The 25360-nt window shown below is 26.2% G+C and carries 31 protein-coding genes; 15 read left to right on the top strand and 16 right to left on the bottom strand.

The genetic code is table 11. The features are described 5' to 3' along the window. Positions 1-21: 21 nt before the first annotated feature. From glmU to amrB, 9 genes are read left to right on the top strand one after another with little or no spacing between them, the layout of a single operon-like run. Complete coding sequence (gene glmU / locus ACZ5OA_RS03900) at positions 22-1317, top strand: bifunctional UDP-N-acetylglucosamine diphosphorylase/glucosamine-1-phosphate N-acetyltransferase GlmU (RefSeq protein WP_464908220.1); 1296 nt, start codon at positions 22-24, stop codon at positions 1315-1317. Continuing rightward, complete coding sequence (locus ACZ5OA_RS03895; RefSeq protein ID WP_464908219.1) at positions 1314-2561, top strand: methyl-accepting chemotaxis protein; 1248 nt, start codon at positions 1314-1316, stop codon at positions 2559-2561. Before glmU ends, ACZ5OA_RS03895 begins: the two co-directional genes overlap by 4 nt. Position 2562: 1 nt before the next feature. Beyond that, the gene (gene coaBC, locus ACZ5OA_RS03890; RefSeq protein ID WP_464908218.1) at positions 2563-3708 is read left to right on the top strand and encodes a bifunctional phosphopantothenoylcysteine decarboxylase/phosphopantothenate--cysteine ligase CoaBC; all 1146 of its coding nucleotides are present in this window, start codon (positions 2563-2565) and stop codon (positions 3706-3708) included. Beyond that, entirely contained in the window at positions 3695-4423 is a 729-nt protein-coding gene (locus ACZ5OA_RS03885) for a hypothetical protein (RefSeq protein ID WP_464908217.1), read from the top strand. The genes coaBC and ACZ5OA_RS03885 overlap by 14 nt, the downstream gene beginning before the upstream one ends. Before the next feature lie 12 nt (positions 4424-4435). Continuing rightward, the gene (locus tag ACZ5OA_RS03880; RefSeq protein ID WP_464908216.1) at positions 4436-5110 is read left to right on the top strand and encodes a di-trans,poly-cis-decaprenylcistransferase; all 675 of its coding nucleotides are present in this window, start codon (positions 4436-4438) and stop codon (positions 5108-5110) included. Then, positions 5097-5843, top strand: coding sequence for a prepilin peptidase (locus tag ACZ5OA_RS03875; protein ID WP_464908215.1), 747 nt, complete (start codon positions 5097-5099; stop codon positions 5841-5843). The genes ACZ5OA_RS03880 and ACZ5OA_RS03875 overlap by 14 nt, the downstream gene beginning before the upstream one ends. After that, positions 5836-6813 carry an LptF/LptG family permease gene (locus tag ACZ5OA_RS03870; RefSeq protein ID WP_464908214.1) on the top strand — a complete coding sequence of 326 codons (978 nt, stop codon included), beginning with the start codon at positions 5836-5838 and terminating at the stop codon, positions 6811-6813. Before ACZ5OA_RS03875 ends, ACZ5OA_RS03870 begins: the two co-directional genes overlap by 8 nt. After that, a complete protein-coding gene (gene truA, locus ACZ5OA_RS03865) occupies positions 6807-7565 on the top strand; it encodes a tRNA pseudouridine(38-40) synthase TruA (RefSeq protein WP_464908320.1) in 759 nt (252 codons plus the stop codon). The genes ACZ5OA_RS03870 and truA overlap by 7 nt, the downstream gene beginning before the upstream one ends. Beyond that, positions 7562-8356, top strand: a complete 795-nt coding sequence (gene amrB, locus ACZ5OA_RS03860; RefSeq protein WP_464908213.1) for an AmmeMemoRadiSam system protein B — start codon at positions 7562-7564, stop codon at positions 8354-8356. Before truA ends, amrB begins: the two co-directional genes overlap by 4 nt. Here amrB and ACZ5OA_RS03855 read toward each other — a convergent pair. From ACZ5OA_RS03855 to ACZ5OA_RS03810, 10 genes are all read right to left on the bottom strand, one after another. Next, positions 8343-9029, bottom strand: coding sequence for a class I SAM-dependent DNA methyltransferase (locus tag ACZ5OA_RS03855; RefSeq protein WP_464908212.1), 687 nt, complete (start codon positions 9027-9029; stop codon positions 8343-8345). The two genes, amrB and ACZ5OA_RS03855, sit on opposite strands and share 14 nt — an antisense overlap. After that, positions 9026-9643 carry an ATP phosphoribosyltransferase gene (hisG, locus tag ACZ5OA_RS03850; RefSeq protein WP_464908211.1) on the bottom strand — a complete coding sequence of 206 codons (618 nt, stop codon included), beginning with the start codon at positions 9641-9643 and terminating at the stop codon, positions 9026-9028. Before hisG ends, ACZ5OA_RS03855 begins: the two co-directional genes overlap by 4 nt. Then, the gene (locus ACZ5OA_RS03845) at positions 9640-10251 is read right to left on the bottom strand and encodes a type III pantothenate kinase (protein WP_464908210.1); all 612 of its coding nucleotides are present in this window, start codon (positions 10249-10251) and stop codon (positions 9640-9642) included. The genes hisG and ACZ5OA_RS03845 overlap by 4 nt, the downstream gene beginning before the upstream one ends. Next, positions 10248-10559, bottom strand: a complete 312-nt coding sequence (locus ACZ5OA_RS03840; protein ID WP_464908209.1) for a hypothetical protein — start codon at positions 10557-10559, stop codon at positions 10248-10250. Before ACZ5OA_RS03840 ends, ACZ5OA_RS03845 begins: the two co-directional genes overlap by 4 nt. Beyond that, complete coding sequence (locus tag ACZ5OA_RS03835) at positions 10552-11403, bottom strand: tyrosine-type recombinase/integrase (protein ID WP_464908208.1); 852 nt, start codon at positions 11401-11403, stop codon at positions 10552-10554. Before ACZ5OA_RS03835 ends, ACZ5OA_RS03840 begins: the two co-directional genes overlap by 8 nt. Further along, entirely contained in the window at positions 11400-12377 is a 978-nt protein-coding gene (locus tag ACZ5OA_RS03830) for a hypothetical protein (protein WP_464908207.1), read from the bottom strand. Before ACZ5OA_RS03830 ends, ACZ5OA_RS03835 begins: the two co-directional genes overlap by 4 nt. Beyond that, positions 12374-12943 carry a hypothetical protein gene (locus ACZ5OA_RS03825; protein WP_464908206.1) on the bottom strand — a complete coding sequence of 190 codons (570 nt, stop codon included), beginning with the start codon at positions 12941-12943 and terminating at the stop codon, positions 12374-12376. The genes ACZ5OA_RS03830 and ACZ5OA_RS03825 overlap by 4 nt, the downstream gene beginning before the upstream one ends. 13 nt (positions 12944-12956) lie before the next feature. Further along, complete coding sequence (locus ACZ5OA_RS03820) at positions 12957-13847, bottom strand: tetraacyldisaccharide 4'-kinase (protein WP_464908205.1); 891 nt, start codon at positions 13845-13847, stop codon at positions 12957-12959. Next, on the bottom strand, positions 13847-14635 hold the full coding sequence (gene flgG / locus ACZ5OA_RS03815) for a flagellar basal-body rod protein FlgG (RefSeq protein WP_464908204.1): 789 nt from the start codon (positions 14633-14635) through the stop codon (positions 13847-13849). The genes ACZ5OA_RS03820 and flgG overlap by 1 nt, the downstream gene beginning before the upstream one ends. A 73-nt stretch (positions 14636-14708) precedes the next feature. Then, complete coding sequence (locus tag ACZ5OA_RS03810) at positions 14709-15506, bottom strand: flagellar hook-basal body protein (RefSeq protein WP_464908203.1); 798 nt, start codon at positions 15504-15506, stop codon at positions 14709-14711. Positions 15507-15594: 88 nt separating this feature from the next. Here ACZ5OA_RS03810 and rpoD point away from each other — a divergent pair, with 88 nt between their 5' ends. Then, positions 15595-17418, top strand: a complete 1824-nt coding sequence (gene rpoD / locus ACZ5OA_RS03805; protein ID WP_464908202.1) for an RNA polymerase sigma factor RpoD — start codon at positions 15595-15597, stop codon at positions 17416-17418. Further along, on the top strand, positions 17418-18200 hold the full coding sequence (locus ACZ5OA_RS03800; protein ID WP_464908201.1) for an NAD+ synthase: 783 nt from the start codon (positions 17418-17420) through the stop codon (positions 18198-18200). The genes rpoD and ACZ5OA_RS03800 overlap by 1 nt, the downstream gene beginning before the upstream one ends. A gap of 13 nt (positions 18201-18213) precedes the next feature. Here the strand turns inward: ACZ5OA_RS03800 and ACZ5OA_RS03795 are convergent, their stop codons facing one another. Both ACZ5OA_RS03795 and ACZ5OA_RS03790 read right to left on the bottom strand, forming a co-directional pair. Further along, positions 18214-19749, bottom strand: coding sequence for a DNA repair protein RecN (locus tag ACZ5OA_RS03795; protein WP_464908200.1), 1536 nt, complete (start codon positions 19747-19749; stop codon positions 18214-18216). After that, a complete protein-coding gene (locus ACZ5OA_RS03790; RefSeq protein WP_464908199.1) occupies positions 19746-20591 on the bottom strand; it encodes an NAD(+)/NADH kinase in 846 nt (281 codons plus the stop codon). The genes ACZ5OA_RS03795 and ACZ5OA_RS03790 overlap by 4 nt, the downstream gene beginning before the upstream one ends. A gap of 76 nt (positions 20592-20667) precedes the next feature. On the opposite strand from ACZ5OA_RS03790, the gene aspS reads away from it, so the two are divergent. The 3 genes from aspS to ACZ5OA_RS03775 are packed head-to-tail and all read left to right on the top strand — an operon-like array spanning position 20668 to position 23279. Continuing rightward, positions 20668-22431, top strand: a complete 1764-nt coding sequence (aspS, locus tag ACZ5OA_RS03785; RefSeq protein ID WP_464908198.1) for an aspartate--tRNA ligase — start codon at positions 20668-20670, stop codon at positions 22429-22431. Continuing rightward, on the top strand, positions 22418-22672 hold the full coding sequence (locus ACZ5OA_RS03780) for a ferrous iron transport protein A (protein ID WP_464908197.1): 255 nt from the start codon (positions 22418-22420) through the stop codon (positions 22670-22672). The genes aspS and ACZ5OA_RS03780 overlap by 14 nt, the downstream gene beginning before the upstream one ends. Before the next feature lie 28 nt (positions 22673-22700). Beyond that, positions 22701-23279 carry an adenylate kinase gene (locus ACZ5OA_RS03775; protein ID WP_464908196.1) on the top strand — a complete coding sequence of 193 codons (579 nt, stop codon included), beginning with the start codon at positions 22701-22703 and terminating at the stop codon, positions 23277-23279. Between the two features lie 24 nt (positions 23280-23303). Here the strand turns inward: ACZ5OA_RS03775 and ruvX are convergent, their stop codons facing one another. Continuing rightward, positions 23304-23684, bottom strand: a complete 381-nt coding sequence (ruvX, locus tag ACZ5OA_RS03770; RefSeq protein WP_464908195.1) for a Holliday junction resolvase RuvX — start codon at positions 23682-23684, stop codon at positions 23304-23306. Between the two features lie 73 nt (positions 23685-23757). Between ruvX and trxC the strand changes: the two genes are divergently transcribed. Further along, positions 23758-24189 carry a thioredoxin TrxC gene (gene trxC / locus ACZ5OA_RS03765; RefSeq protein WP_464908194.1) on the top strand — a complete coding sequence of 144 codons (432 nt, stop codon included), beginning with the start codon at positions 23758-23760 and terminating at the stop codon, positions 24187-24189. A 200-nt stretch (positions 24190-24389) separates the two neighbouring features. On the opposite strand, the gene ACZ5OA_RS03760 is transcribed toward trxC, so the two are convergent. The 3 genes from ACZ5OA_RS03760 to ACZ5OA_RS03750 form a co-directional block, all read right to left on the bottom strand. Continuing rightward, positions 24390-24593, bottom strand: a complete 204-nt coding sequence (locus tag ACZ5OA_RS03760; RefSeq protein ID WP_464908193.1) for a DNA methyltransferase — start codon at positions 24591-24593, stop codon at positions 24390-24392. Between the two features lie 189 nt (positions 24594-24782). After that, positions 24783-25079 carry a DNA methyltransferase gene (locus ACZ5OA_RS03755; RefSeq protein ID WP_464908192.1) on the bottom strand — a complete coding sequence of 99 codons (297 nt, stop codon included), beginning with the start codon at positions 25077-25079 and terminating at the stop codon, positions 24783-24785. Continuing rightward, entirely contained in the window at positions 25066-25359 is a 294-nt protein-coding gene (locus ACZ5OA_RS03750) for a hypothetical protein (RefSeq protein ID WP_464908191.1), read from the bottom strand. The genes ACZ5OA_RS03755 and ACZ5OA_RS03750 overlap by 14 nt, the downstream gene beginning before the upstream one ends. Between the last annotated feature and the right edge of the window lies 1 nt (position 25360).

Genomic DNA, 25360 nt, shown 5'->3' with positions numbered 1-25360 from the left:
TTTTTATAAAAAAGGGTTTAAATGTTGTCTGTTATTATTATGGCTGCTGGAAAAGGGACAAGAATGAAATCAAATTTACCAAAAGTTTTACATAAAATTAGTGGTAAAGATATGTTATTCTACTCTATAAAAGAAGCTAAAAAGCTATCAAATGATATAAATGTAATAGTTTACCATCAAAAAGAAAAAGTAATTGAAACTATGAAAAAATATTTTGATGATATTAACTTTATAACACAAGATCATGAAAATTTTCCTGGAACTGGTGGAGCCATAAAATGTTGTAATCCAAAAAATGATAAAGTATTTATTTTAAATGGAGATATGCCTTTAGTTACAAGCGAGGAGCTTCAAAAATTTGATGAAATTGATGCAGATATTGTAATGAGTGTAATAAAGCTAAATAATCCTGATGGCTATGGAAGAGTTGTTATTGAAAATAATAAAGTAACAAAAATAGTAGAACAAAAAGATGCAAATCAAGAAGAATTAAAAATAAAATTTGTAAATGCTGGAGTTTATTTAATCAAAAAAGAGATTTTAGATAAGTTTTTACCTTTATTAAATAATAATAATTCTCAAAAAGAGTATTATTTAACTGATATTGTGTATTTAGCAAATAAAGCCAGAAATTCAATAAAAGCTATTGAAGTAAAAGAAGAAGATTTTAAAGGTGTAAATTCTAAACTTGATTTAGCAAATGCAGAACTCATTCATCAAAATAGAATTAAAGAAAAATGGATGAAAAAAGGCGTTATTATGCATTTACCTCAAACTATTTTTATTGACGATGATACAGAGTTCATAGGCGAATGTGAGATCGAAAGTGGATGTGTGTTTAAAGGTAAATCTATAATAAAAGAAAGTTTCATAAAAGCAAATACAGTTATTGAAGAGGCAGTTATTACAAATTCTGAAATTGGACCTATGGCTAGAATAAGACCTAAGTCAAAAATAATTGATAGTAAAATTGGAAACTTTGTTGAAATCAAAAAATCAACTTTAAATGATGTAAAGGCTGGGCATTTAAGTTATTTGGGAGATGCCGATATTGAAAGTGGCACAAATGTAGGAGCTGGAACAATTACTTGTAATTATGATGGAGTTAATAAATACAAAACAAAAATAGGTAAAAATGTATTTATTGGAAGTGATTCTCAATTAGTAGCACCAGTTGTTATTGAAGATGATGTAATGATAGCTGCAGGAAGTACTATTACAAAAGATGTAAAAAGCGGTGACTTAGCTATATCAAGAAACAAACAAAAATCTATAAAAGGATTTTTTTATAAATTTTTTAATAAGGATAAAAAATGAACTATATTATAACTTTTTTTCAAAACATATCTATAAAACAAAAGCTATATTTAAATGCTTTTTGGGCTACAATTTATATGATTATAATCGGTCTAGCTGGATTATACTTTTTAAATGAAATAGGAAATTTAATTACTCATTATCAATTAAAAGAAATTGAAGAAAAAATAGAATTTGCAAAAAGCATCATATTTTCTTTAACTCTGTTTTTTTCTATAATTATGATATTCTTTGCTCTCTTTTTTGCAAAAATAGTCTCTTCTCCTATAATAAAACTAGAAAAAAATATTATAAACCTCTCACAAACAAAAGATTTAACAAAAAATATAGATTTAAATATAAAAGATGAAATAGGAGAAATATCAAAATATATACTGAATTTATTAAAAACTATTAGAAAAACATTAACTATTACAATGAACGAAATAAATAATAGCACTCCTTTAATAAATAGTATGAATAATGGTTCTAAAGAATTAATAACAAAAATAGAAGTTCAAAACGAAAAAATAACTATTATAAAAGATATAATAGATGATTTATATATAAGAATTGATAAAATGGAAGAAGATATAATATCTACAACTGATGATTTAAAAAAAGTAAAAGAAATTTTAACTATATTTAGTAATGAATTAGATAAAAATGTAACAGATATTATAGATACACAAAAAGAAGAAGAAAATTTAGCCGCTGAGGCTTATAGTTTAAAAGAATCTTCTGAACAGTCAAAAGATGTAATAAATATTATAAAAACTATTTCTGAACAAACAGAATTATTATCATTAAATGCAGCAATTGAAGCGGCTCGTGCTGGAGAAGCTGGAAGAGGATTTGCAGTAGTTGCCGATGAAGTTAGAAAATTAGCTGAAAGAACAAATAAAGCATTGATTGAAATTAATTCTATTATAAATACTATATCAGAAGGTGCAGAAAATATTTCAAATGAGATCATTGAAAATAGTCAAAAAATAAACGATATTGCTACTAATTCTGAAAACTTAAAAGATAAATTATTAGAAGTTACAACTAACTTAGACAACACTATTAATCAATCATTGCAAGCAACACAAGAATCAACTTATATATCTACACAAACAAAAGAGCTAATGAAAATTAGTTTAGATATTACAACATTATCAAACTCTAACTTAACATTTGCCAAAAAAACGACAGAAGATGTTAGAAAAACTATTGTTTCATTAAAAGCAATTGAATCTTCAATAAAAGAGTTTAAGATTTAATATGAATATATTAATTGGTGTAACAGGAAGTATTGCGATTTATAAAACATTAGAGCTTATTCGTTTATTTGTAAAAAATGGAGATAATGTTAGAGTAATTATGACAAACTCAGCTAAAAAATTTATAACTCCTTTAACATTTGAGACTTTAACAAGAAACCAAATTTTAGATGAGACAACTGAGAGTTGGAGTAATGACTTCAATCATATTTATATTGGTAAATGGGCAGATATTTTTATAATTGCCCCAGCTACTGCAAATACAGTAAATAAAATAAATGCAGGAATTGCAGATAATTTACTTTTGCAAACTTATTTAGCTTTTACAAAAGAAGTTTTAATTGCCCCTAGTGCTAATACAAATATGTATATGCACCCTACTACACAAAAAAGTCTTAAAAATTTACAAATTATAGAAGCTGAATCTGGATTACTTGCCTGTGGTGATACTGGAATCGGTAAAATGGCAAATGTAAATAATATTTTTTATAAAACTTTGAAACTTTTAGAAAAAAATCAATTTTGGCAAAATAAAAATGTAATAGTAACAGCTGGTGGCACAATAGAAAAAATAGATGATGTTAGATTTATTAGTAATTTTTCGAGTGGTAAAATGGGAGAAGCTTTAGCACTTGAACTCTACATAGCTGGTGCAAATGTTACACTTCTTAGCTCAAAAGCACACAATTTACCAAAAGAGATTAAACTTACTCCTTTTGAAAGTGTAAATGACTTAAAAACAAAACTTGATGAAATAGTTACTCAAAATAATTATCTATTTATGGTGGCGGCAGTTAGTGATTATTCTCCTTTCTATTCAAAAGGCAAAATCAAAAAAGATAAGTTAAATAGTGATACTTGGCAACTCAAAATGAGTAAAAATATAGATATTTTAAAGTCTATAAATGGAATTAAAAAAATTGGATTTAAAGCTGAAACTGATGAAAAAAATGCACTAAATTCAGCAAAAAAAGCTTTAATTTCAAAGAATGCAAATGCAATTTGTTTAAATTTACTAACAAAAAATAATTTTGGAAGTGACGAAAACGAAGTTATTTTTATCACAAAAGATAATGAAACAAAAATTCCACAAGCTAATAAAAGAAAAATAGCAAAAAAAATAATAGAATTAAGTGAAAATGTTTAATATATCTCAAATTGGTAAAATTATGAAAGCCACAAACAGACTTAATATGCCTACTGAATTTAATGCAACTTTGCCTCTTACTATTACTGTCAAAAAACAACTTAATCCTATCAGATATTTACTGCAATTAGGGAAAAAAGATGTGGAAGTAAAATCTTATACCAAATTAGAGATTGGAGCAAATTATAAAGCCGAGATTAATCAAACAAATAATAAAATCGAGATTAAAAATCTTTCAAAATTACCTACTATTTTTAATAAAATACCACAAAACCTAAATTATACAATAGATGATTTAATAAAAGACAATTTTCTAAAAGACAATAAAAGTTACAAAAATTTTTTATTAAATCATTTAGCAAATTCTTCTTCAAAAGATGAATTTCTATTTTTTACCCAACTTCTTCTTGCCCAGAATCAACAAATAAAACATCTTTTTATTAATGAAAAAAATAAAAAAGCTTTAATACAATTAAAATATAAAAAAAATAAAATAAAATTTTATGGATTTTTTGAACATTTAGGAGCAATTGGAGGAGAAATGTTTTTTGCAGATACTATTTACCTTAATTTAATGGTAGAATTTCAAAATAGTTTGGCTTTGATAAATCAAAATATTAATGAATTAAAAGGAATAATTGTAAATATAAAAAAAGAAAAAATAAAACCACTATTTGAAGTAAGTGATAATAGCTTATTAAATATAAAAGCATAAGGAACATATAATATGCATTTATCTATAATTATGGATGGAAATGGAAGATGGGCAAAAGCAAAAGGATTAAACAGAACTGAAGGTCATAAAAAAGGCGCTGAGGTTGTAAAAGATATTACAACTTTTTGTGCTAATAATGATAAAATTAACTATTTAAGTCTTTATGCTTTTAGCACTGAAAATTGGAAAAGGCCCAAATATGAAGTAGATTTTTTGATGAAACTTTTAGATAATTGGCTAAAAAAAGAGCTTGATACTTATTTAGAAAATGAAGTTAGATTTGAAGTAATTGGAGATATTTCTAAATTTTCAGATAAACTACGAAAAAGAATTAATATTACAAAAGAAAAAACAAAACATTTCACAAAATTAACTCAAGTTTTGGCTCTAAACTATGGAAGTAAAGACGAAATAACAAGAGCAGTCAAAAAATTATGTAATGAAAAAAAAGAGATAACTGAAGAAAATATTAATAGATATTTAGATACTTCTATTCATAATATTCCTGATGTAGATTTACTTATTAGAACAAGTGGAGAAATTAGAGTTAGTAACTTTTTATTATGGCAAATTGCTTATGCTGAAATGTTTTTTACAAATACATTATGGCCAAATTTTACTACAAAAGAATTAGAAGAAATAATAAAAAATTTTGAAAAAAGGGAAAGACGATATGGAGGTATATAATTTAATTTTAGCAATTACATTTGGTATTATAATAGGTAGTTTTTTAAATGTAGTAATATTAAGAGTACCAAAACACGAAAGTATAGTATTTCCGGCAAGTCACTGCCCTACCTGCAAAACTCCCTTAAAATGGTGGCATAATATTCCTATAATTTCATATATTTTTCTAAAAGGAAAATGTGCCTTTTGTGGTAAAAAAATATCAATTCAATATCCACTAATAGAATTAGCAAGTGGATTTATAGTTGGAATTGTTTATTACAAAAACGGATTTGATATCTATTCTCTTATGCTTATGGCTTCTTTTTTATCACTTTTAGTTTCAAGTATAGTTGACTTGAGATATAAAGCTATTACTTATATCATGAATATTTTACCTATAACATTTGCTATTTTTTCAAGTTCAAATATTTTAGAAAATTTCACAAATGCCCTGCTTTTAACTGGTGGTGCTGTTTTTATTCGTGATTATGTAAGTGCCTTCATAAACAAAGAAGCAATGGGAGATGGAGATATTTTAGTATTTGGTACTATGGGGGCAATTTTAGGAATTAAATTATCTTTAATGGCTATCTTTTTAGGAGCAATTTTAGCACTTTTTCCTTCAATTTATAATAGAATTGCAAAAAAAGATTTGGAGTTACCTTTCATCCCTTTCCTAAGCTTAGGTCTTTTTATAGTATGGATATTTGAAAATCAATTTTTAGATATATGGAATAAACTATATGCTTAAATTAGACAAATATTTAATAGAAAACTTTTTTTCATCATTTTTTACTTTATTCGCAATACTATTTATAATAGCATCGATGGTATTTTTGTTAACTATTTCAAATATGACTGCAATACTCAAAATAAATATTTTTGAATTTTTATATCTTTATATTTTAACACTTCCTGAAATTATATTTTACACATTACCTTTATCTTTTTTTATAACTGCCGCATTTTCTTTATCTAAACTATTTGAAACATCAGAGCTTATTACTATATTAGCTATTGGAGTTTCACCCAAAAGAATATTAAAACCATTTTTTTTCATTAGTCTATTTTTTTCTTTTTTACTTTTAATTATTACATTTTTATCCATTCCAACTAGTAATATTTTATATAAAAATTTTATAAATATAAAAAAAACCGAGTCACAATTTAACTTCAAGCCTTCAGAAATTGGACAAAGATTTGGAAATTGGAATATATTTATAGAAAAAAAAGAAAACAACAATTATAAAAATATAGTTTTATATAACAATAAACAAAATAGTTTAATATTAGCAAACAGTGCAAAAACTTATAAAAAAGATAACTATTTTATACTTTCTTTATATAATGGAATGATCTATTATATAGATAAACAAACAAATATAATAAAATTTAAAAAATTAAATATAAACAATAAAATAGAAATAGACAATTTAACTATATTAAAAATAACTAAATATATTGAAAATAACAAAGAAAAAATAACTAAATACTTTCTTATTTCTCTATTTCCTTTTATTGCATTTTTCTTTATAGGAACTATTTCATTTTTTCATAATAGGTATGAAAAAAATCATTCTATTATTTATTCTATAATAATATCCATTTTATATTATTTTATAGTTTTTATAACTTACAAACATCTATATTCTATTCTTTTAATTCCACTATTTATATCAATTGGATATATAATTGAAAGAAAAAGGATAGCAAGATTTTAAGAGTTCAAGCCATAATAAGTTATGATGGAAGTAAATTTCAAGGGATTCAATCCCAACCTCATAAACAAACCGTGCAAGACAAAATAGAATATGCTTTATCTAAATTAAATATTAACAGCAAAATTAATTATGCTGGCAGAACTGATGCAGGAGTACATGCTCTAAATCAAAGTATTGATTTTTTGATTCCTGAGTTTTGGCAAAACTTAAACCAATTAAAAACATCTATAAATAAAATAATATCCCCTTATATTTATATAAAAACTGTTCGTTTGGTAGATAAAAATTTTCATTCTAGATTTTTGGCAACTGTAAGAAGTTACAGATATGTAATAACAAATCAATATACCCCTTTTTCTAATGATTATAGTTTTTATAAAAAAAAATTAGATATAGAAATTATGCAAAAAGCTATTAAGTTTTTTATAGGAGTTCATGATTTTGAATATTTTCATAAAGTTGGAAGTAATCCCCATTCATTCATAAGAGAAATTTATAAAGCGTATATAATCACTCACAAAAATTATGTTATAATTAAATATACGGCAAATGGCTTTTTAAGAAGTCAAGTAAGAATGATGACTGAGTTTTTAGTAGATATTTCCGATAAAAAATTAACTATTGAAGATCTAAAAAATCAGATAGATAAAAAAAAGAAAATTTCTACTAAATTAATAAGTCCTAATGGATTATATTTTGAGAGAGTGTTTTATCAAAAAAAATTTATCAAAGAAATAAAGGAGTCAATATGAGAAAAGCAAGTGTAGCTGGAAGTTTCTATCCAGCAAATTGTAGTGAAATAGAAACACATATAACTTATTTTAATGAAGTTTTAGATAAAAATATAGAAGAAAAAGATAGAAAACTTTTTGAATTAAAGCCAAAAGCTTTGATTGTCCCACATGCAGGATGGGTATATTCAGGTTTTACTGCCAATTTTGTATATAGAATGACTAAAAATTACGAAAATAAAAGAGTTATATTAATAGGCCCAAGTCATAAAATTGCATATGAAGGTGCTAGTATTTGCTTAGAAAATGAGTATGAATCACCTTGTAAAAATTTAAAAATTGATATAGAATATTCTGAAATTTTAAAAGAAAAATTTAATTTAATAAATTTACCAACTGCTCATGCAGAACATTCAACAGAAGTTCAAGTACCTTTCATAGCTCATTATATAAAAGATGTAGAGTTAGTAGAAATAGTATATTCTGATTATTCTCCAGCAAAACTGAGTGAAATTATCAATTTTTTATTAGGAGATGAAAAAAATTTAGTTGTAATAAGTAGTGATTTAAGCCACTATTATGATAAAAAAACAGCTATGGCACTTGATTATAACTGTATTCAAGCAGTTCATGATTTAGATGAAAAACTTTTAGATAAATGTGAAGCATGTGGTAAAATAGGAATCGGTGCTATTATTAAAAGTGCTGAAGATTTAAATCTAACACCTTTAATCGTAGATTACAGAACAAGCGCAGATGCAAGTGGGGATGAAAACCAAGTAGTTGGATATATGAGTGCTATTTTTGTTTAAAAACTAGCACTTCCTTATCTGGCATATCCCCATCATATAAATTAATTTCTATTTTCTTCTCAAATTTCAAAGGATTTAATTTTTTAAGCTTTTGATTTTTATGAAAATATTGAATTATTTCACCCTCTTTTTTTTCAAAACAGTCACTATTTTCTTCAAACAAAGTAATTTTAGTTAACATTTCATTATCTTCAAAAATAGAGTTTAATACTGCAAAATTATTTTCATCTTCAACTGCAATAGTCCCTTGTGCTATTTCATCAAATCCATAAAGAGTATTTACATCAAAAAGAAAATATCCATCCTTTTTCAATACATTTTTAACACATTTAAAAAAGTTTTTTAAATATTCATCTTCCATATAATTAATTACATCAAAAATAGCTACACAAGCATCAAACTTTCCACTAAATTCACACAAATCCTTATGATAAACTTCTAAGTCTTTCTCTTTTGCTAAATTTATCATCTCTTTGCTAATATCGATTCCAACAACTTCAAATCCAGCTTCCTTAGCTTTTTGCATAAATCCACCAGTCCCACATCCAATATCAAGAACTCTCTTAACACCTAAAGTTTTTAATTCTTCAATATATTTTCCCCACAAAAAATCCATAACATCTTCAAAATCAAAAAGATGCTCTACTTTTGCATATAAATCTAATCCATTCATTTATTAACTATCTCTTCTATTCTTTCATAAACTTCTATAATTTGTGGCTTTTTAGCTACAAAAGAGTTTTTATTAGCAATAAGTCTTGCACTTACATAATCCAAAACATCCTCTTTTACTTCAAGTCCATTCTCTTTCATAGTAGTTCCGGTCTCAACTATATCAACAATCACATCACTAAGACCAATTAATGGTGCAAGTTCAATTGATCCGTTTAATTTGATAATTTCAGCAGGAATTCCCTTTTTTGAAAAATACTCTTTTGCAATTCCTTGTAGTTTTGTAGCAACTTTTAATTCAGTTTTATTTTTATAACTATTATTATCTTTGATTCCACCTACACATATTTTACAAATTCCAAGCTTCATATCAAGGAGTTCTAAAACATCTAAATTAAGCTCTCTTAAAACATCATACCCAACTATTCCAATATCAGCTGCTTGATGATAAACATAAGTCGCTACATCCCAATTTCTCACATTCAAAAATGTAAACCCTGCTTTTTTTAGAATTAATTCTCTTCCTTTAAATTGAAAATCTTCATTAAATATTTCTTTAAAAATATCCAAAGTTTGCTCAGCAATTCTTCCTTTTGGTAAAGCAACTGTAATCATAAATTATTCTCCTTAATTGTTTGTTTCATTCCTCGAAAGACTAAATCTTTTATATAAATAGAATTATCAAAAAATTTAGATAAATATATTCCATCTCCACCAGTAAAATATAGTTTCTTATTTTTTTCTATATTTTCTATAAAACTTATAATCATTCCAATAGCTCCCGAACTAATAGCATCTACTGTATTTATAGGTAAGATATCTTTTTCTATTTGCATATTGAAATTATAATCTAATTTTTTACTAATTAAAGAATAACTTTTATTTAATCCATTAATTCCAGGAATTATATATCCACCTAAATGGATATTATTATTCATAATATCCATTGTAATAGCACTTCCTGCGTCAATTACAATTCCATTTTCAATAGTTTTGCAAGCCATTATTCTATCAATTCCAAGTCCTATATAACTTGTATTAAACTTAACAAGTTTGCTTAAATCTATACTATCTGGATTTTTTTTAAGTAGTTCTTTTGTTTTTTCTTTATTTACACTAATATAATAAATTTTTTCTTGTTTGATTTCACATTTTCTAGTATCAATTAATTTACCATTATAATTAAAATGAAAATGAGTATTACCAATATCACAAAGAATCACAAAATCCTCCATTCTTTTAAAAATTCTTTTGTTTTAGAGCAAATATCTCCACTCAAAAGTAAAACTCTTTTTTTATATTTAAAATTTATATCTTTTATTTTATCTATTTTAACTAAAAATTCAAGCAACTCTTTTGCATCTTTCATAAAAATTCGACTCTTTTTATTAAGCTTAACTATTAAATAATACCTATTTTTCATATCAATACCTAAATAAATTTCTATTTTTTTTCTTGTTTTTGGTGTAATATTTTCAATCTCTTTCAAAATTATATTGTTTTCAAAAAGATAATCATTTAATTCATTCATCAAATTCCTTTAATGGATGAAATTTTTCTACTGTTTCATAAAGATTTTCTTTTTGAATATGTGTATAAATTTGAGTAGTAAGCATACTTGAATGTCCTAATAATTCTTGAACTACTCTTAAATCAGCTCCACCTAAAATCAAAGAAGTTGCAAAAGAGTGTCTTAATACATGAGGAGAAACATTTAGATACTTTTTTGTGATGTGAAAAGCACTAATTCTCGAAAGTCTTCCTCCTCTTGAATTGATAAATAGATAATCACTTACATGAGGTCTTTTAAATAGATAATCATTTAAAGCTTTAAGAGCGGGCAAGGCAACTGGAACCAATCTTTCTTTATCCCCTTTTCCACTTCTCACTCGAATCCAGCCTTCTTCTATATCACTTTTTTTAGCATCCATAGCTTCTGTAACCCTTAAGCCAGTTGCATACAAAAACAAAATCAATGCTTTATCTCTAAGAGCTAACCAATTATCACTATCTATATTCTTTAAAGCATCTTCTATTTCATCATTCGTTAAAAATTTTGGAAGTTGTTTAGGGATTTTTAATTGTTTAATTTTTAATTTATTATCTGTCCACTCTTTTTTATAAGCAAATCTAAAAAAAGCATTTATACTTGAAAGCTTTCTATTCAAAGTTCTTTGATTTACTATATTTCCATCTTCTGTTTTTTTAAGTGTTGATAAAAATTCAATTACCTCATCACTATTTGCTTTTATAACAGATTTATTTAGAAATTCTTCAAATTGAGCTAAATCACTTTTATAAAAAGAGACAGAATTTTTAGAAAGTCCCTTTTCTATAATCAAATATTCTATAAAAGCTTCAAGTTCTTTGCTCATTTTATGCTTTTTAAATCAATATAAACATCATTTATATATAAAACACCATTTTTTGTAAATATATTAGAATCACTTACATCTGGTGCATCTAATTCATAAACTTTTAAATTTTCTAAATTTTTATCCATTTTTACTAAATAAGTTCCATCTCCATATTCTACAAAATAGATATTGTTATCTACGAAAGTTGGTGCTATTATATTTGCAAATTTTAAAGAAACAGATTTAACTTCTTTTAATTCTAAATTAAGTTTTTTGATATTACCTTCTAATGTAAAAATATAAATATTGTTTTTGCTTGCAAAAATATGTTTTATATTATATTCTTTTTGAGAAAATACTCCAGGAGTAATAGAAATAATATTATCTCTTGATGCAGCTATTAAAGTATCCCCTCTTACAGTTAAAAATATAACATTACTAAAATAATCTTGTTTAGATACTGCTATTTCTCTAATAAGTTTTTTAGTTTTTAAATTAAAAATAGCCAATTTTCCATTTAGTGTAGGAATTATTAATAAATCTTTATAAAAAAGTGGAGCGGCTACAAATTTTCTAAGTCCTAATAAAGCATCAAATTGCTCACTCAAAACTGCTTTATTCTTATCTAAATCAAAAAGTGTCATACTATTATCTGAAAAAAGAATAGCTACTAAATTATCTTTTTTTGAAGCCTCTACAATTAACTTTTTAAAAGTAATTTGTTTATTATCTACTAATAAAATATAAGCTTTTTTTGCCAAATCTTTATTAAGTGAAACAAAGCCTTTTGGTAATTTTTTATTTTCAGGAATTACAATACCATTTTCTAATGTAGCATCATCTCTTGTAAAAAATTTAATTTTTGAAGGCAACTCTTTTTGTAAAGATACTTTATTATTCGATAATACTTTTTGATCAGGCACATAATATTTTTTAGTACCACATCCACTTATAAATAATAATACAATTAATAATAAATAATATTTTTTCATTTAACTATCCCATAATGCAAAAGTGAATCTGCAAGTTTTTTAATTTGCCCTTCTGTTATTTCATTGGCAATTTCTTCAGCTTTTTTATGATTATTTTCTTTTAAATATAATCTTTCCACATTTAATAGTGCTAAATCTTTATAGACTGCATCTAAGGTCATTGAATAATCTTCAAGTGATTTTTTATCACCTTTTAAAGCTGCTATTTCATATTTTGCTATATTTGCTACAATTGTATTCCCACTCGCTACTTTTTTTAATTCAATTATGTTCTTTGAACTATGTAATAAATATAGATTAAATAGTTTTGGATTGTTTTTAAGTTCCATTAAAGCTTCTTTATCATTTGGATTAACTAATAATTCATTATAAGCTTTGTTTGTTTTAATAAGATTTTGTTCATTTACATATGAATTTATTTGATAACCTATAAATATAACAATTAAAAGCGCAAAAAATCCAATAAGTTGATATTTATATTTATTTACTACCTTTTCAAGTTGAAAAAGTTTAAGTAAAAACGATTCTTCTTCTTTAATTTCCTCTATAATCTCTTTTCCATTCATTAAAATACCTTTTTTATTCGTATTTTACCAAATATTCTTTGATTTGTGACATTACTTCTTTAGAAATTTCAAATTCAAGTTCAATTACTTTGATATTAAATCCAAAATTTTTTAGTTTTACATAATCTTTTTTGGTTGTTAAGATTGTATCTACTCTATTTTTTTTCAAAATTTCTTCAATTTCATCTTTTTTATATTCATAATGGTCCATAAAAAAATGATATTTATCTATATTTACAAATTCAAAAAGCCTCTCTGGTTTTGAAATAGCACTAATTAATATACAATTATCACATTTTGGAATCTTTACAACTCTTTTAAAATTTCTATTTTCTTCTAAAATAATATCTGCATATTTCAAAAATTCTCGTGGATATCTATACCCTCCACTTGGCAAGCAAAATGGATTATTTATTTTCACATCAATAACAATATTTAGTTTTTTAAAAGGTTTATCAAATCCATCATCTAAAATAACTACTTTTACTCCTAACTCTTTTGCTTTATTTATTCCTTCTTCTCTATTTTCAGCCACAATTACAGTAGCCTTTGTTAGAGTTGCTATCTCTTGTGCTTCATCCCCACTAACCTCAACACTTTCTAAAATTTCCCCATTTTTACTAACAACCTTGCAACCTTTGCTTTTACGACCATATCCTCTCAAAACTACTGCTACATTTTCTATCTTTTTTGCTAAAGCAATTGTAAAAGGAGTTTTGCCACTTCCACCAACTATAATATTTCCTATTGAAATAATTGGAATTTGCATATCTTTATATTTTTTAGGAAATTTAAAATAAATTATTATGCAATAAATTAAAGTAAAAGGAAGAAGTAAAAAAGAGAAAAGTCTTTGAAAAATATTTTTAGGATAAAAAAGATAACTTTCTATAAACTTATTCATTATCTTTTTAGTTGATTAACAGTTTTTAACATTTCATCACTTGTTGTAATAGCCTTTGAGTTTGCATCATAAGCTCTTTGTCCTGTAATTAAATCTGTCATTTCTTCTACAAGTTGCACATTACTCATCTCTACAAAACCTTGTCTAGTTTGTCCAAGTCCATCTTTCCCTGGAATACCTTCAATAGGATCACCACTTGCACTTGTATTTATATAATTATTATCTCCTAATGCATGCAAACCTGCTGGATTTATAAAGTTAGTTAGTGTAATTTGTCCTATTTGAGTTGCATTTGTTTGACCTGCTTGAAGCACACTAACCGTCCCATCTGTTCCTATACTAATTTGAGTAGCATCTGGTGGAATTACAATATTTGGAATTAATTTATACCCATCACTTGTAACCATATCTCCATCTGTATCTACTTTAAAACTACCATTTCTTGTATAACCAGTACTTCCATCAGGAAGTTGAACTTGAAAAAATCCATTTCCAGTAATTGCTAAATCTAAATTATTTCCAGTTTCTTTGAAATTTCCTTGAGAAAACAGTTTAGTAACCGCTGTTGGTCTAACTCCTAAACCTATATTTATTCCAGTAGGAGAAGCAGTATCGCTAGAAGTCGAAGTCCCTGCATACTCCATTGTTTGATAAAAAAGATCAGCAAATTCCGCTCTTTGTTTTTTATATCCTACTGTATTTACATTCGCTATATTATTTGTTGTTACATCAATTCCAGTTTGTTGTGCTATCATCCCTGTAGCTGCTGTGTATAAACTTCTAAGCATATTAATTCCTTTTAATAATCATTATATCTGTATTAAAGCAAATTTTATTCCATTACAATAACCGATAAATTATTTAAGCTCTAACATTTCCTAATTTTTCAATAGCATCTCTATTTAATTCATTCATCTGCGTATCCATAACCTTTTGATACATATCAGCAAGTCTGTTTGTTTCTATTAAATTTGTCATTTCAATTACTGGATTTATATTACTTTTTTCTACAAATCCTTGAACTACCGCATTTTTACTATTTTCTATAGGTTTTTCTTTTCCAAAATCATATAAATTATTTCCAACTTTTTTAAGTTTTTTTAAGTCATCAAAAGAAGCAACATATAATGAATTTGTTTGATTCCCATTTTGATATAAATTCCCATCTTTATCAGATTTTATATCTAAATTTTCTTGAACTTCAAATAATTTTCCATCTTTAAAATATGTTTTTGGCAATACTTCATATCCCTCTTTTGTAACTAAATGCCCATCTTCATTTATACTTAAACTTCCATCTCTTGTGGCTTTTATACCACTTGGAGTTTTAACTAAAAAAAAGGCATCTTTTTTCTTAAGTGCAAAATCCAAATCATTTCCAGTTTCTTTAATATCTCCTATATTAAAATTTGTATATTCTTTTACAATTCTTGGAACTTTATTTAAATCTCTATTAATAAATTTTGATGCTTCTTTTGTATTATTATCTAATGGTAGATTATCCCTACTTTCTTTAAACATTTTTTCAAAATTTCCGATAATAACATCATAAGATTTATATCCATTAGTATTAACATTTGCTAAATTATTACTTATTACATTTAATCTATTAAATTGAGTAACAAGCCCACCCGTTGCAACATAATATCCAGTTTGCATAATTTAGAGCCTTTTTATAAGGTTTAAGCAAATTTGATTCCAAAAATTTTTGGTATAATCACAAGCTATTTTATAGAAGGAGAATTAAGTGTCAGAAGCAAAAAATTATAAAGAATTTTTAAAACAAAATAAAGGTCTTACTGTAACATATGAAAAATTGGTAGATTATTTTCCAAAAACTCCTACAAAGACACAATCAAAAGATGTTGTTAAGTTAGCAAAAGAAAGTAAAATAAAATTCAAAACAGCAGCAGAAGTTGCAAAAGAAAAAAATATTCAAGATTTACTACTTAGTAAACGAGAACAAGAAAAAAGAAAAAAAGAACAACTAAATGCAGAAGAATTATTGAAAGATAAAGAATTACTTGAATGGAGTAGAAGTGATTCTCCTGTGAGGATGTATCTTAGAGAAATGGGTGATATCCAACTATTAACCAAAGAAGAAGAAGTAGAACTTTCAGAAAGAATTGAACTTGGTGAGGCTATTATACTTGATGCTGTATGCTCTGTTCCATATTTAATCCAACTGATTTTAGATTATAAAGCAGCTCTTTTAAATAGAGAAAGAAGAGTAAAAGAACTTTTTAAATCATTTGCAAATGAAGAAAATGATGAAAATGATGATATAAGCAAAGAAACTAAAAAACTAAAAAAAATCTCTATTCGTGAGAAAAAAATCAATGAACTATTTAAAAAATTAGAAAAAGCAAAAAAAGATTGGGAAAAAGTAATTGAAGAATATGATGGAATTATTGCAAATAAAGATATGGATGAAATTGAAAGAACTCATAAAATTTTAGCTTTGACTTATAAGAAAAAAATTGTAAAAGATAAACTGCTTGATTTAGGACCAACAAGTAAATTAATTAATGAAATAGTAAAAACTATTCAAAATGCTCTAAAAGGTGATACTGAATTCAAAAAAGAACTTAGAAAAAAAGAGTATAAATTACCACTTTTTAATGATCAATTAAGAGAAAATCATAAAAAAATACTGTCACAAATCACAGAACTAACAAAAGAAGATATTGCTGAAATGGTTCCAGAAGCTACTATGATAAATAGTTATATGGATATTAAAAAATTAATCGAAACAAAAGAAGCCAGTAAAAACACATTTAATATTCCAAAAGAGAAATTAAAAATAATATTAGAACAAATTAAAAGAGGTAAAAAAATTACTGACGCGGCAAAAGGAAAAATGGCAAGAGCAAATCTAAGACTTGTTGTAAGTATTGCTAAAAAATATACAAATAGAGGTCTTCCATTTTTGGATTTAATCCAAGAAGGAAACATCGGACTTATGAAAGCTATTGATAAATTTGAACATTCAAAAGGATTTAAATTTTCAACTTATGCAACTTGGTGGATTCGTCAAGCTATTTCAAGAGCAATAGCAGACCAAGCAAGAACAGTTAGAATTCCAATTCATATGATTGAATCAATCAATACAATTAATAAAATAAATAGAAAATATCTTCAAGAGACAGGAAGAGAACCTGATATAAATGAATTAGCAAAAGAAATGAAACTAAGTCTTGATAAAGTTAAAAATATTCTAAAAATTGCAAAAGAGCCAATTAGTTTAGAAACTCCAGCAGGAGAAGATGATGATACTAAATTTGGAGATTATGTAGCTGATACAAAACTCAAAAATCCAATGGAAAATATTATGCTTGAAGATTTTAGAAAACAAATTGATGAAGTTTTAGAAAATCTAAATGATAGAGAAAGAGAAGTTATCAAAATGAGATTTGGTTTGATGCCTGATAAAAGTGAAAGAACACTTGAAGAGATTGGACATGAACTAAATGTAACAAGAGAAAGAGTGAGACAAATTGAAAGTAGTGCTATCAAAAAGCTAAGACATCCAAATATTGGTAAACTTCTTAAAAATTATATGGGAATTTAATGAAACTTATCAAAAAATATTTAATTAAATTTATTCAAGAAGAGTTATACAAAACATCTATTAAAAATGCTGTATGTGGACTGAGTGGTGGAATAGATAGTGCTGTAGTTGCTGTGTTAGCAAAAGAAGCTTTAGGAGATAATTTCAAAGCCATTTTACTTCCAAGTAAGCACTCTTCTGAAGATTCTATAACAGACGCACTAAATTTATGCAAAAAATTTAATATACAAAATGAAACTATTTCAATAGCCCCACTTCTTGATGCTTACCCAATTGATTCTAATCTTAGAAAAGGTAACTTTTCTGCAAGAATGAGAATGTCTATTCTTTATGATAAAGCAAGTGAAGGTAATGGAATGGTAATAGGTACAAGTAATAAAAGTGAACTTTTACTTGGATACGGAACTATTTTTGGAGATTTAGCAAGTGCATTTAATCCAATCGGAGATTTATATAAAAGTGAAATTTTTGAATTTGCTAAATTTTTAGGAGTAAATGAAGAAATTATCTCCAAACCCCCAAGTGCTGATTTATGGGAAGGTCAAAGTGATGAAGATGATTTAGGATATAGTTATGCACAGATTGATGAAGTCTTGGGTAAATTTGTAGATGAAAGATGGACTAAAAAAGAGCTATTAGAAAATTATGATCACAATTTAGTAGAAATGCTTTTAAAAAGAGTTTATCAAAATCAATTCAAAAGAAAAATGCCATTAATTGCAAAACTAAAGCCACGAACAATCACTCACGACTTTTTATATGAAAGAGATGTGAAACTTTAATATAATTTTATATTTATTTGAGCCCCTCACTCAATAATTTTTTAGCATACTCAATAGCCTCTTTTTTAAGCTCTTTTCCACTTATAATTCTTGCTATTTCATTTACTCTTTCATCATAACTTAATTCTTTAACAAATGATTTATTTTTATCTTTTCCTACAAAAAAGTGTTTATCCGCTTTACTTGTAAGTTGTGGTTGATGAGAAATTGCAAAAATTTGATATTTTTTAGATAAAAATTTCAAAACTTCAGCCACACTCATAGACTCTTCCCCACTTAAATTTGCATCAATTTCATCTAAAAATAGAGATTTTTCTCTATTTTCATAATCAATTTTAGCTGCTAAAAAAGCAAGTCGTAATCTATTAAATTCCCCAGTTGAAAGCTCATTTAATTTAGTATCATTTATTTCTAAAACTATTTCATCTTTTCCATATTGATTTAGTTCTACCTCTTTTAAAATTAATTTAGCATTAGGCATATAAAGTTTTTTTAGGAATTCATTAATATTTTTTTCAAATTTATTTAAGCCAACTTTTCTTTTTTTAGTGATTTTATCTGCTTTTTCTTTTAATCTCTCTAAAATTACTTTTTGTTGATGAATTAATTCATCCTTCTCAAAACTTATATTTTTAAGTTTTTTAAATTCACCTCTTTTTTCATCCAAATATTTTAAACTCTCTTCAATACTTCCAAATCTTTTGATCAAACTTTGAAGTTCTTCAAGCCTATTTAAAACTTCTTCGATATTTAGCGTTTCTAAGAATTCAGCTTTTTCATCAGCCAAATCCATATAATTTCTAAGCTCATTCATAGCTTCATCAAAAAAAGAAGTATCAATTTCTTGAAAAGTTAGAAATTCATTTACAACTCTTTCAAATTCAAAAATATTTTCTACATTACTTTTAAGTGATTTTAATTTTTCTATTTTTGAAAGATTTTTTTTAATATCCATAAGTTCATCAAATTCATCTGTTTTAGGAGCTATAGATTCTATTTTATTTATTTCAAAATTCAAAAATTCTTTTAAATCTTCAGCTTTTTTCTCTTTTTGAATAATATCTTGTAATTTTTTATCAATAGATTTATATTCAAAAAATAATTTTTGATAGCTAAAAATATCATTATTTGCAAATTTATCTACAACTTGAAGTATATTTTCATTTTTGAATTCATCTGCATTTCTTAAACTCAAATAATCAATAAATTCATCAGCTATTTTTTTGGCTACTTTTTTGCTAACTGCTTGATTATTTATAAAATATCTTATCTTCTCTTTTTTAATTTCTTTAAAAATTATTTCTTCATCCACTTCTATTCCAAAATCACTTAAATCAATTTTATCATCAATAATAGCTTCACTAAGTTCGGCATTTGCATCAAAATAGGCGAAAATAGCCAATATTCCTTGAAGTAATACCGACTTCCCTGCCCCTGAAGGACCTGTGAAAATCATAAGTCCTTTTGATAGATTAAGCTCTACTTCAGAAAAATTTAGTTCAACTTCATCAAAACTTAAATGATTTTTCAGATAAACTCTCTCAATCATTTTCCACCCCAATTAAGCTTTTCTCTTAATACATCAAAATAATTTCTCTCAACCCTATGGATAAGTTTTGCAGATTTTGAAGCTATTTTTATTTTTGCTTTCCCATTATATAAATGCACAATTTCTTGACCATCTATAATTATTTCTACTTTTGAACCACTCTCAATTAATAATCTAAAATCACTTGGCAATATTAATGGTCTTTGGGTAAGTGAATGAGGACAAAGTGGAGTTAAAAGTAAACTTTTAGTAAGTGGAAAAACAACAGGACCACCTGCACTTAAATTATAAGCTGTACTTCCTGTTGGAGTAGAAATTATAAGTCCATCTCCATAATATGTATTAAGCCAATATTTTTCCTTTGATTTATCATGTAAAGATTCAGCCTCTACCTTTAAATCAACTATACTAGAGATTGTTTCTCTTGAAAAAACTATATCATTAAATGCATAATATTTTTCTTTATTTACTTCAATTCTAAGCATCATTCTTTTATCAATTCTATATTCATTATTAAAAAATTTTTCTATAATACTTTCTATTTCATCAACCCTAACATCTGTTAAAAACCCAAGTTTTCCGGCATTTATACCCATAATTGGTTTATTATATTTATAACTTCTTCTAGCAAGTGAAATTAAAGTTCCATCTCCACCAATAGAAACTAAGATATCACACATATCACACATTCTCTCAAATTCAATACCAATAAGTCCTATCATTTTTGCTGAATTTGCAGCTAAATAGACAGTTGCTTCATATTTTTCAAATTCATCTTTTACTTTTAAAAATAAATCTTTTATATCCGGAGAAGATGGTCTTAAAACAATTCCTATTTTCATAAATTAAACCTTTATATAAACTTATTCTAAAATTATACAATAATATGTTATAATTTCGTCAAAAAAAGGATTTTTAGTGAGAACACACTATTGCGCCAAATTAAACGAAAATAATATAGGTGAAAAAGTAAAATTAACAGGATGGGTAAACTCATACAGAGACCATGGTGGAGTTATTTTTATAGATTTAAGAGATAAAACTGGAGTTATTCAACTTGTAGCTGATCCAGCAGAATCAAGTGAATCACACAAAATTGCCGACCAAGTAAGAGATGAATATGTTATTCAAATAGAAGGACTTATTAGAAATAGAGGCGAAGCTCTTCATAATCCAAAACTAAAAACTGGTAAGATTGAAGTTGTTATAGAAAAAATAACAATTGAAAACAAAAGTGAAGCACTTCCTTTTGCCATCGGTGATAGAGCTGTAAATGAAGAACTTAGATTAAAATATAGATATTTAGATTTAAGAGATCCTAAAATGTTCCAAACATTCCAGCTTAGAAGTAAAGTTTCTATGGCAATTAGAAACTACTTAAATAAAAATGATTTTTTAGATGTAGAAACTCCAATATTAACTAAATCAACTCCAGAAGGTGCAAGAGATTATTTAGTTCCAAGTAGAGTTCATGGTGGAGAATTTTATGCACTTCCACAATCTCCTCAATTATTTAAACAAATTTTAATGGTAAGTGGTTTTGATAGATATTTCCAAATTGCTAAATGTTTCAGAGATGAAGATTTGAGAGCGGATAGACAACCAGAATTTACACAAGTCGATTTAGAAATGAGTTTTGTAGAACAAGATGATGTAATCGCACAAGTTGAAGGAATGGTGTCAGCTGGATTTGAAGCAGCAGATGTTAAAATCAAAACTCCAATTGAGAGAATTACATACGCTTATGCTATGGAAACTTATGGAAGTGATAAACCAGATTTAAGATTTGACCTGCCAATGGTAGATGTAATTAAACTTTTTGAAGATAGCAATAATGAAATATTCTCAAACATTGCAAAAGATAATAAAAAAAATAGATTTAAAGCTTTAAAAGTAACAGGTGCAGACAATCACTATTCAAGAAAACAACTTAAAGAACTTGAAAATTTCGTTAGAAAATTTGGTGCGGCAGGGCTTGCTTATATTCAAGTAAAAGAAGATGGACTAAAAGGTCCACTTGCTAAATTTATGAGTGAAAAAAGCTTAGAAAAACTTTTAGAATTAACTAATCCAGAAGTTGGAGATATTATCTTCTTTGGTGCAGGAGATAAAAAAGTAGTTTTAGATTATATGGGAAGATTAAGAATTAAAATTGCAGAAGATATGAATTTGATAAAAGATGAATATAAATTTGTATGGGTAGTTGATTTCCCTATGTTTGAAGCTGATGAGAATGGTAACCCTACTCCACTTCATCACCCATTTACTATGCCAAATATGGATACTTGGGATGAAGAAGATTTCGAAAGTATTCAATCAATTGCATATGATTTAGTATTAAATGGTTATGAAATTGGTGGTGGAAGTATCAGAATTCATAAAGAAGAGATTCAAGAAAAAATCTTCAAAATGTTAAAAATGACACAAGAAGAAGCAAATGAAAAATTCGGATTCTTACTTGATGCACTTAAATTTGGAGCACCTGCACATGGTGGATTTGCACTTGGACTTGATAGAGTTTTAATGATTCTCACAAATACTTCAAACATTAGAGATGTAATTGCATTCCCTAAAACTCAAAAAGCAGCTTGTCCTTTGACAAATGCACCAAGCAAAGTAGAAAAAGAACAACTCAAAGAACTAAACATAAGGATAAAATTACCATCTAATGAAACTAAGTGATTTATCTAAAAATGATGTCTTTAAAATCATAGATTTTCAAGATGTTTGTGATGATATGCAAAAAAGACTAATTAGTCTTGGAGCAAACAAAAATAAAATGGGACAAATCCTTAATAAAGGATTTTTTGGTCCTGTCGAAGTGGAATTTGACGGAACAAAAATTGCTATTGGTAGAGGTATGGCTAAAAAAATTAGAGTCAAACACTATGAATGCCCTATTTTCAATAACGAATTAAAATAAAATTCAATCAAACCAAAGGAGAAAACAAATGAGTAAAAAATTATTTTTAATTATAGGTGCCCCAGGAAGTGGAAAAACAACAGATGCTGAGTTAATTGCAGAAAGGCATCCAAACAAAGTAGCACACTTTTCAACAGGAGATTTACTTAGAGCTGAAGTAGCAAGCGGAAGCGAACTTGGTAAAACAATTGCAAGTTTCGTAAATAATGGAAATTTAGTTCCTTTAAATATCGTAATTGACACAATCGTAACTGCTATCAAATCAGCTGATAAAAACATTGTATTAATTGATGGATTCCCAAGAAGCGTAGAACAAATGATGGCACTTGATGAAATCTTAGAAAAAGAAAATGATGTAAAACTTGTAAAAGTTATCGAAGTTGAAGTAAGCGAAGAAGTTGCAAAAGACAGAGTTTTAGGAAGAGCAAGAGGAGCTGATGATAACGAAACTGTATTCAACAACAGAATGAAAGTTTATACAGACCCATTAGCTGATATTCAAAAATTCTATGAAAGCAAAACTTTACTTCATAAAATTAATGGAGAAAGAGGAATTGAAGAAATCGTTAACGAAATGGATGAATATATTCAAAATCAAGCAAAATAAAAATTAATTGATAATTGAAAATTATCAATTCAACTTTAAGTATCTCTCAAGGATATTTTTGGCAGCTAAGCTGTCAATTCTTCCATCTCTTTTATATTTTATTTTTCCTTTCATCATATTTTCCACTTCCACACTTGAATAACTCTCATCTTGGAATACAATTTCACCTTTAAACTCCAATAAATTTGTGAAATGTTTAATTCTATTACTTGTATCTTCATTTGTAAAAGGAAGTCCTACTACCAGTTTGTCAATTCCCCACTCTTCCAAAAGTTTACTAACATCCGTGCTTGCTTGATTTCTATTTTTTCTAATAACTGCTGAAAGTGGCACTACAACTTTTTCATCAGGAGTATAAGCAACACCTATTCTCTTAAGTCCAACATCTATTGATGCTATTTTCATCTGTTTCCTTTACTTGATTTTTGTTATAAAGATTGTTATAATATAAATATATTATATACAAAAAGGAGCAAAAATGGAAACAATTAATGTAGTTTGTCCAAAATGTTTAAAAATAAATAGAATTCCCAAAAAAGATAGTTATAAAAAAGCAGTGTGTGGACATTGCAAAACAAATTTACTTGATAATACTCCAGCTCATTTAGATGATTCTAACTTTGAATATTTCATCTCAAATACAGATTTACCTGTAATTATAGATTTTTGGGCTGAGTGGTGTGGTCCTTGTAAAATGTTTGCACCTACATTTGCTAACATTGCTCAAAACTTCCCTTTAAAAGCTCAATTTGTAAAAGTTGAGACAGATAGAGCACCAAATGTATCTGCAAAATATAGAATTAGAAGTATTCCTACAATTGTAGCTTTTAAAAATGGTGTAGAAGTTGATAGAGTAAGTGGAGCCTTACCTGCACCACAATTCGAACAATGGGTAAGTAGATTTATATAATTTTTCTTAAAGTATAATCAAATATTTCTGCAAAACTTGGATGCAAAAAAGTAGCATTCAAGGCTATTTTTGCGCATCCATTGTAGTAAAAGTTTTCACTTTTTCTCGCCTTTCGTTCCCGGAATACATAAGAGCTAACACTGTGATAGCTTGTCTATTCTATGTTTTATTAGATATTTTACTATACATTTTTTAGATGCCTAAAAATATGTTTTATCAATTTCAATACCAATAAATTTTATATTTAATTCTAAAGCTACTACACATGTTGAACCAACTCCCATAAATGGATCAAAAATAACATCATTTTCATTTGTTGCCATTTTAATTATATGTTTTAATAATTTAACTGGTTTTTGAGTAGAAAATATTTTGGATTTTGAATTCTTTCGGGTCGCATACATATTAGAGTTTCAAAAAAATTGCATTTCATTCTGTTTTCCAAAATTCCAAGTATGTCCTTTATTCCACATACAAGCTATCATTTCACAACTATTTAGAAATCCTGCTTTCATAAATTTTGGTGTTAGATTTGTTTTATGCCAAACAAAAAACTAAAAAGTGTCAAAAATAGGATCATATACTTTATGCCATCATCCTATAGTATTAGGAGAAGTAAATACAAATATATTACCATTTGGTTTTAATATTCTTAAAAATTCCTTTTGATAATCTTTAGGATCAAAATTTCTATCCCAATCAGCTATATCATTATTAATATCACTTCTATATTTAAATTTTATATTGCCAGTTGAATACTTATTTAGATTATATGGCGGATCTGTAAATATAAAATCTACAGAGTTTGTTCTCATTGTTTTAATAAATTCTAAACTATCACAATTAAAAATTCTGTAATTATTATTTATCATCATTTTATAGATATACATTTTTTATATGAATCTTACCTTTTTCTGTAATTGTATAAACTCCATTATGATAGGTTACAAATTCATTTTTATCTCCAGTAAATGAATTATGAGATTTTAAATTTCTAACTTTTTGTGAAAAAGCATCATCCTTTCTATTTTTTAAAATTTTTAAATCATCGCCACTAGGTTTTAGTAGATCTCTTAATTTATCAATCAATTCTGTTGTTGTTAAACTATTATATTTTTCTAATAATTTTAATGCTGGAGCTATAAGCTCTCTTTCTGTAATTCTTCCCATA

Source organism: Thioreductor micantisoli (genome assembly GCF_055392745.1).
The sequence above is the reverse complement of the archived record's forward strand: the minus strand, read 5'-3'. Positions and strand labels throughout refer to the sequence as shown.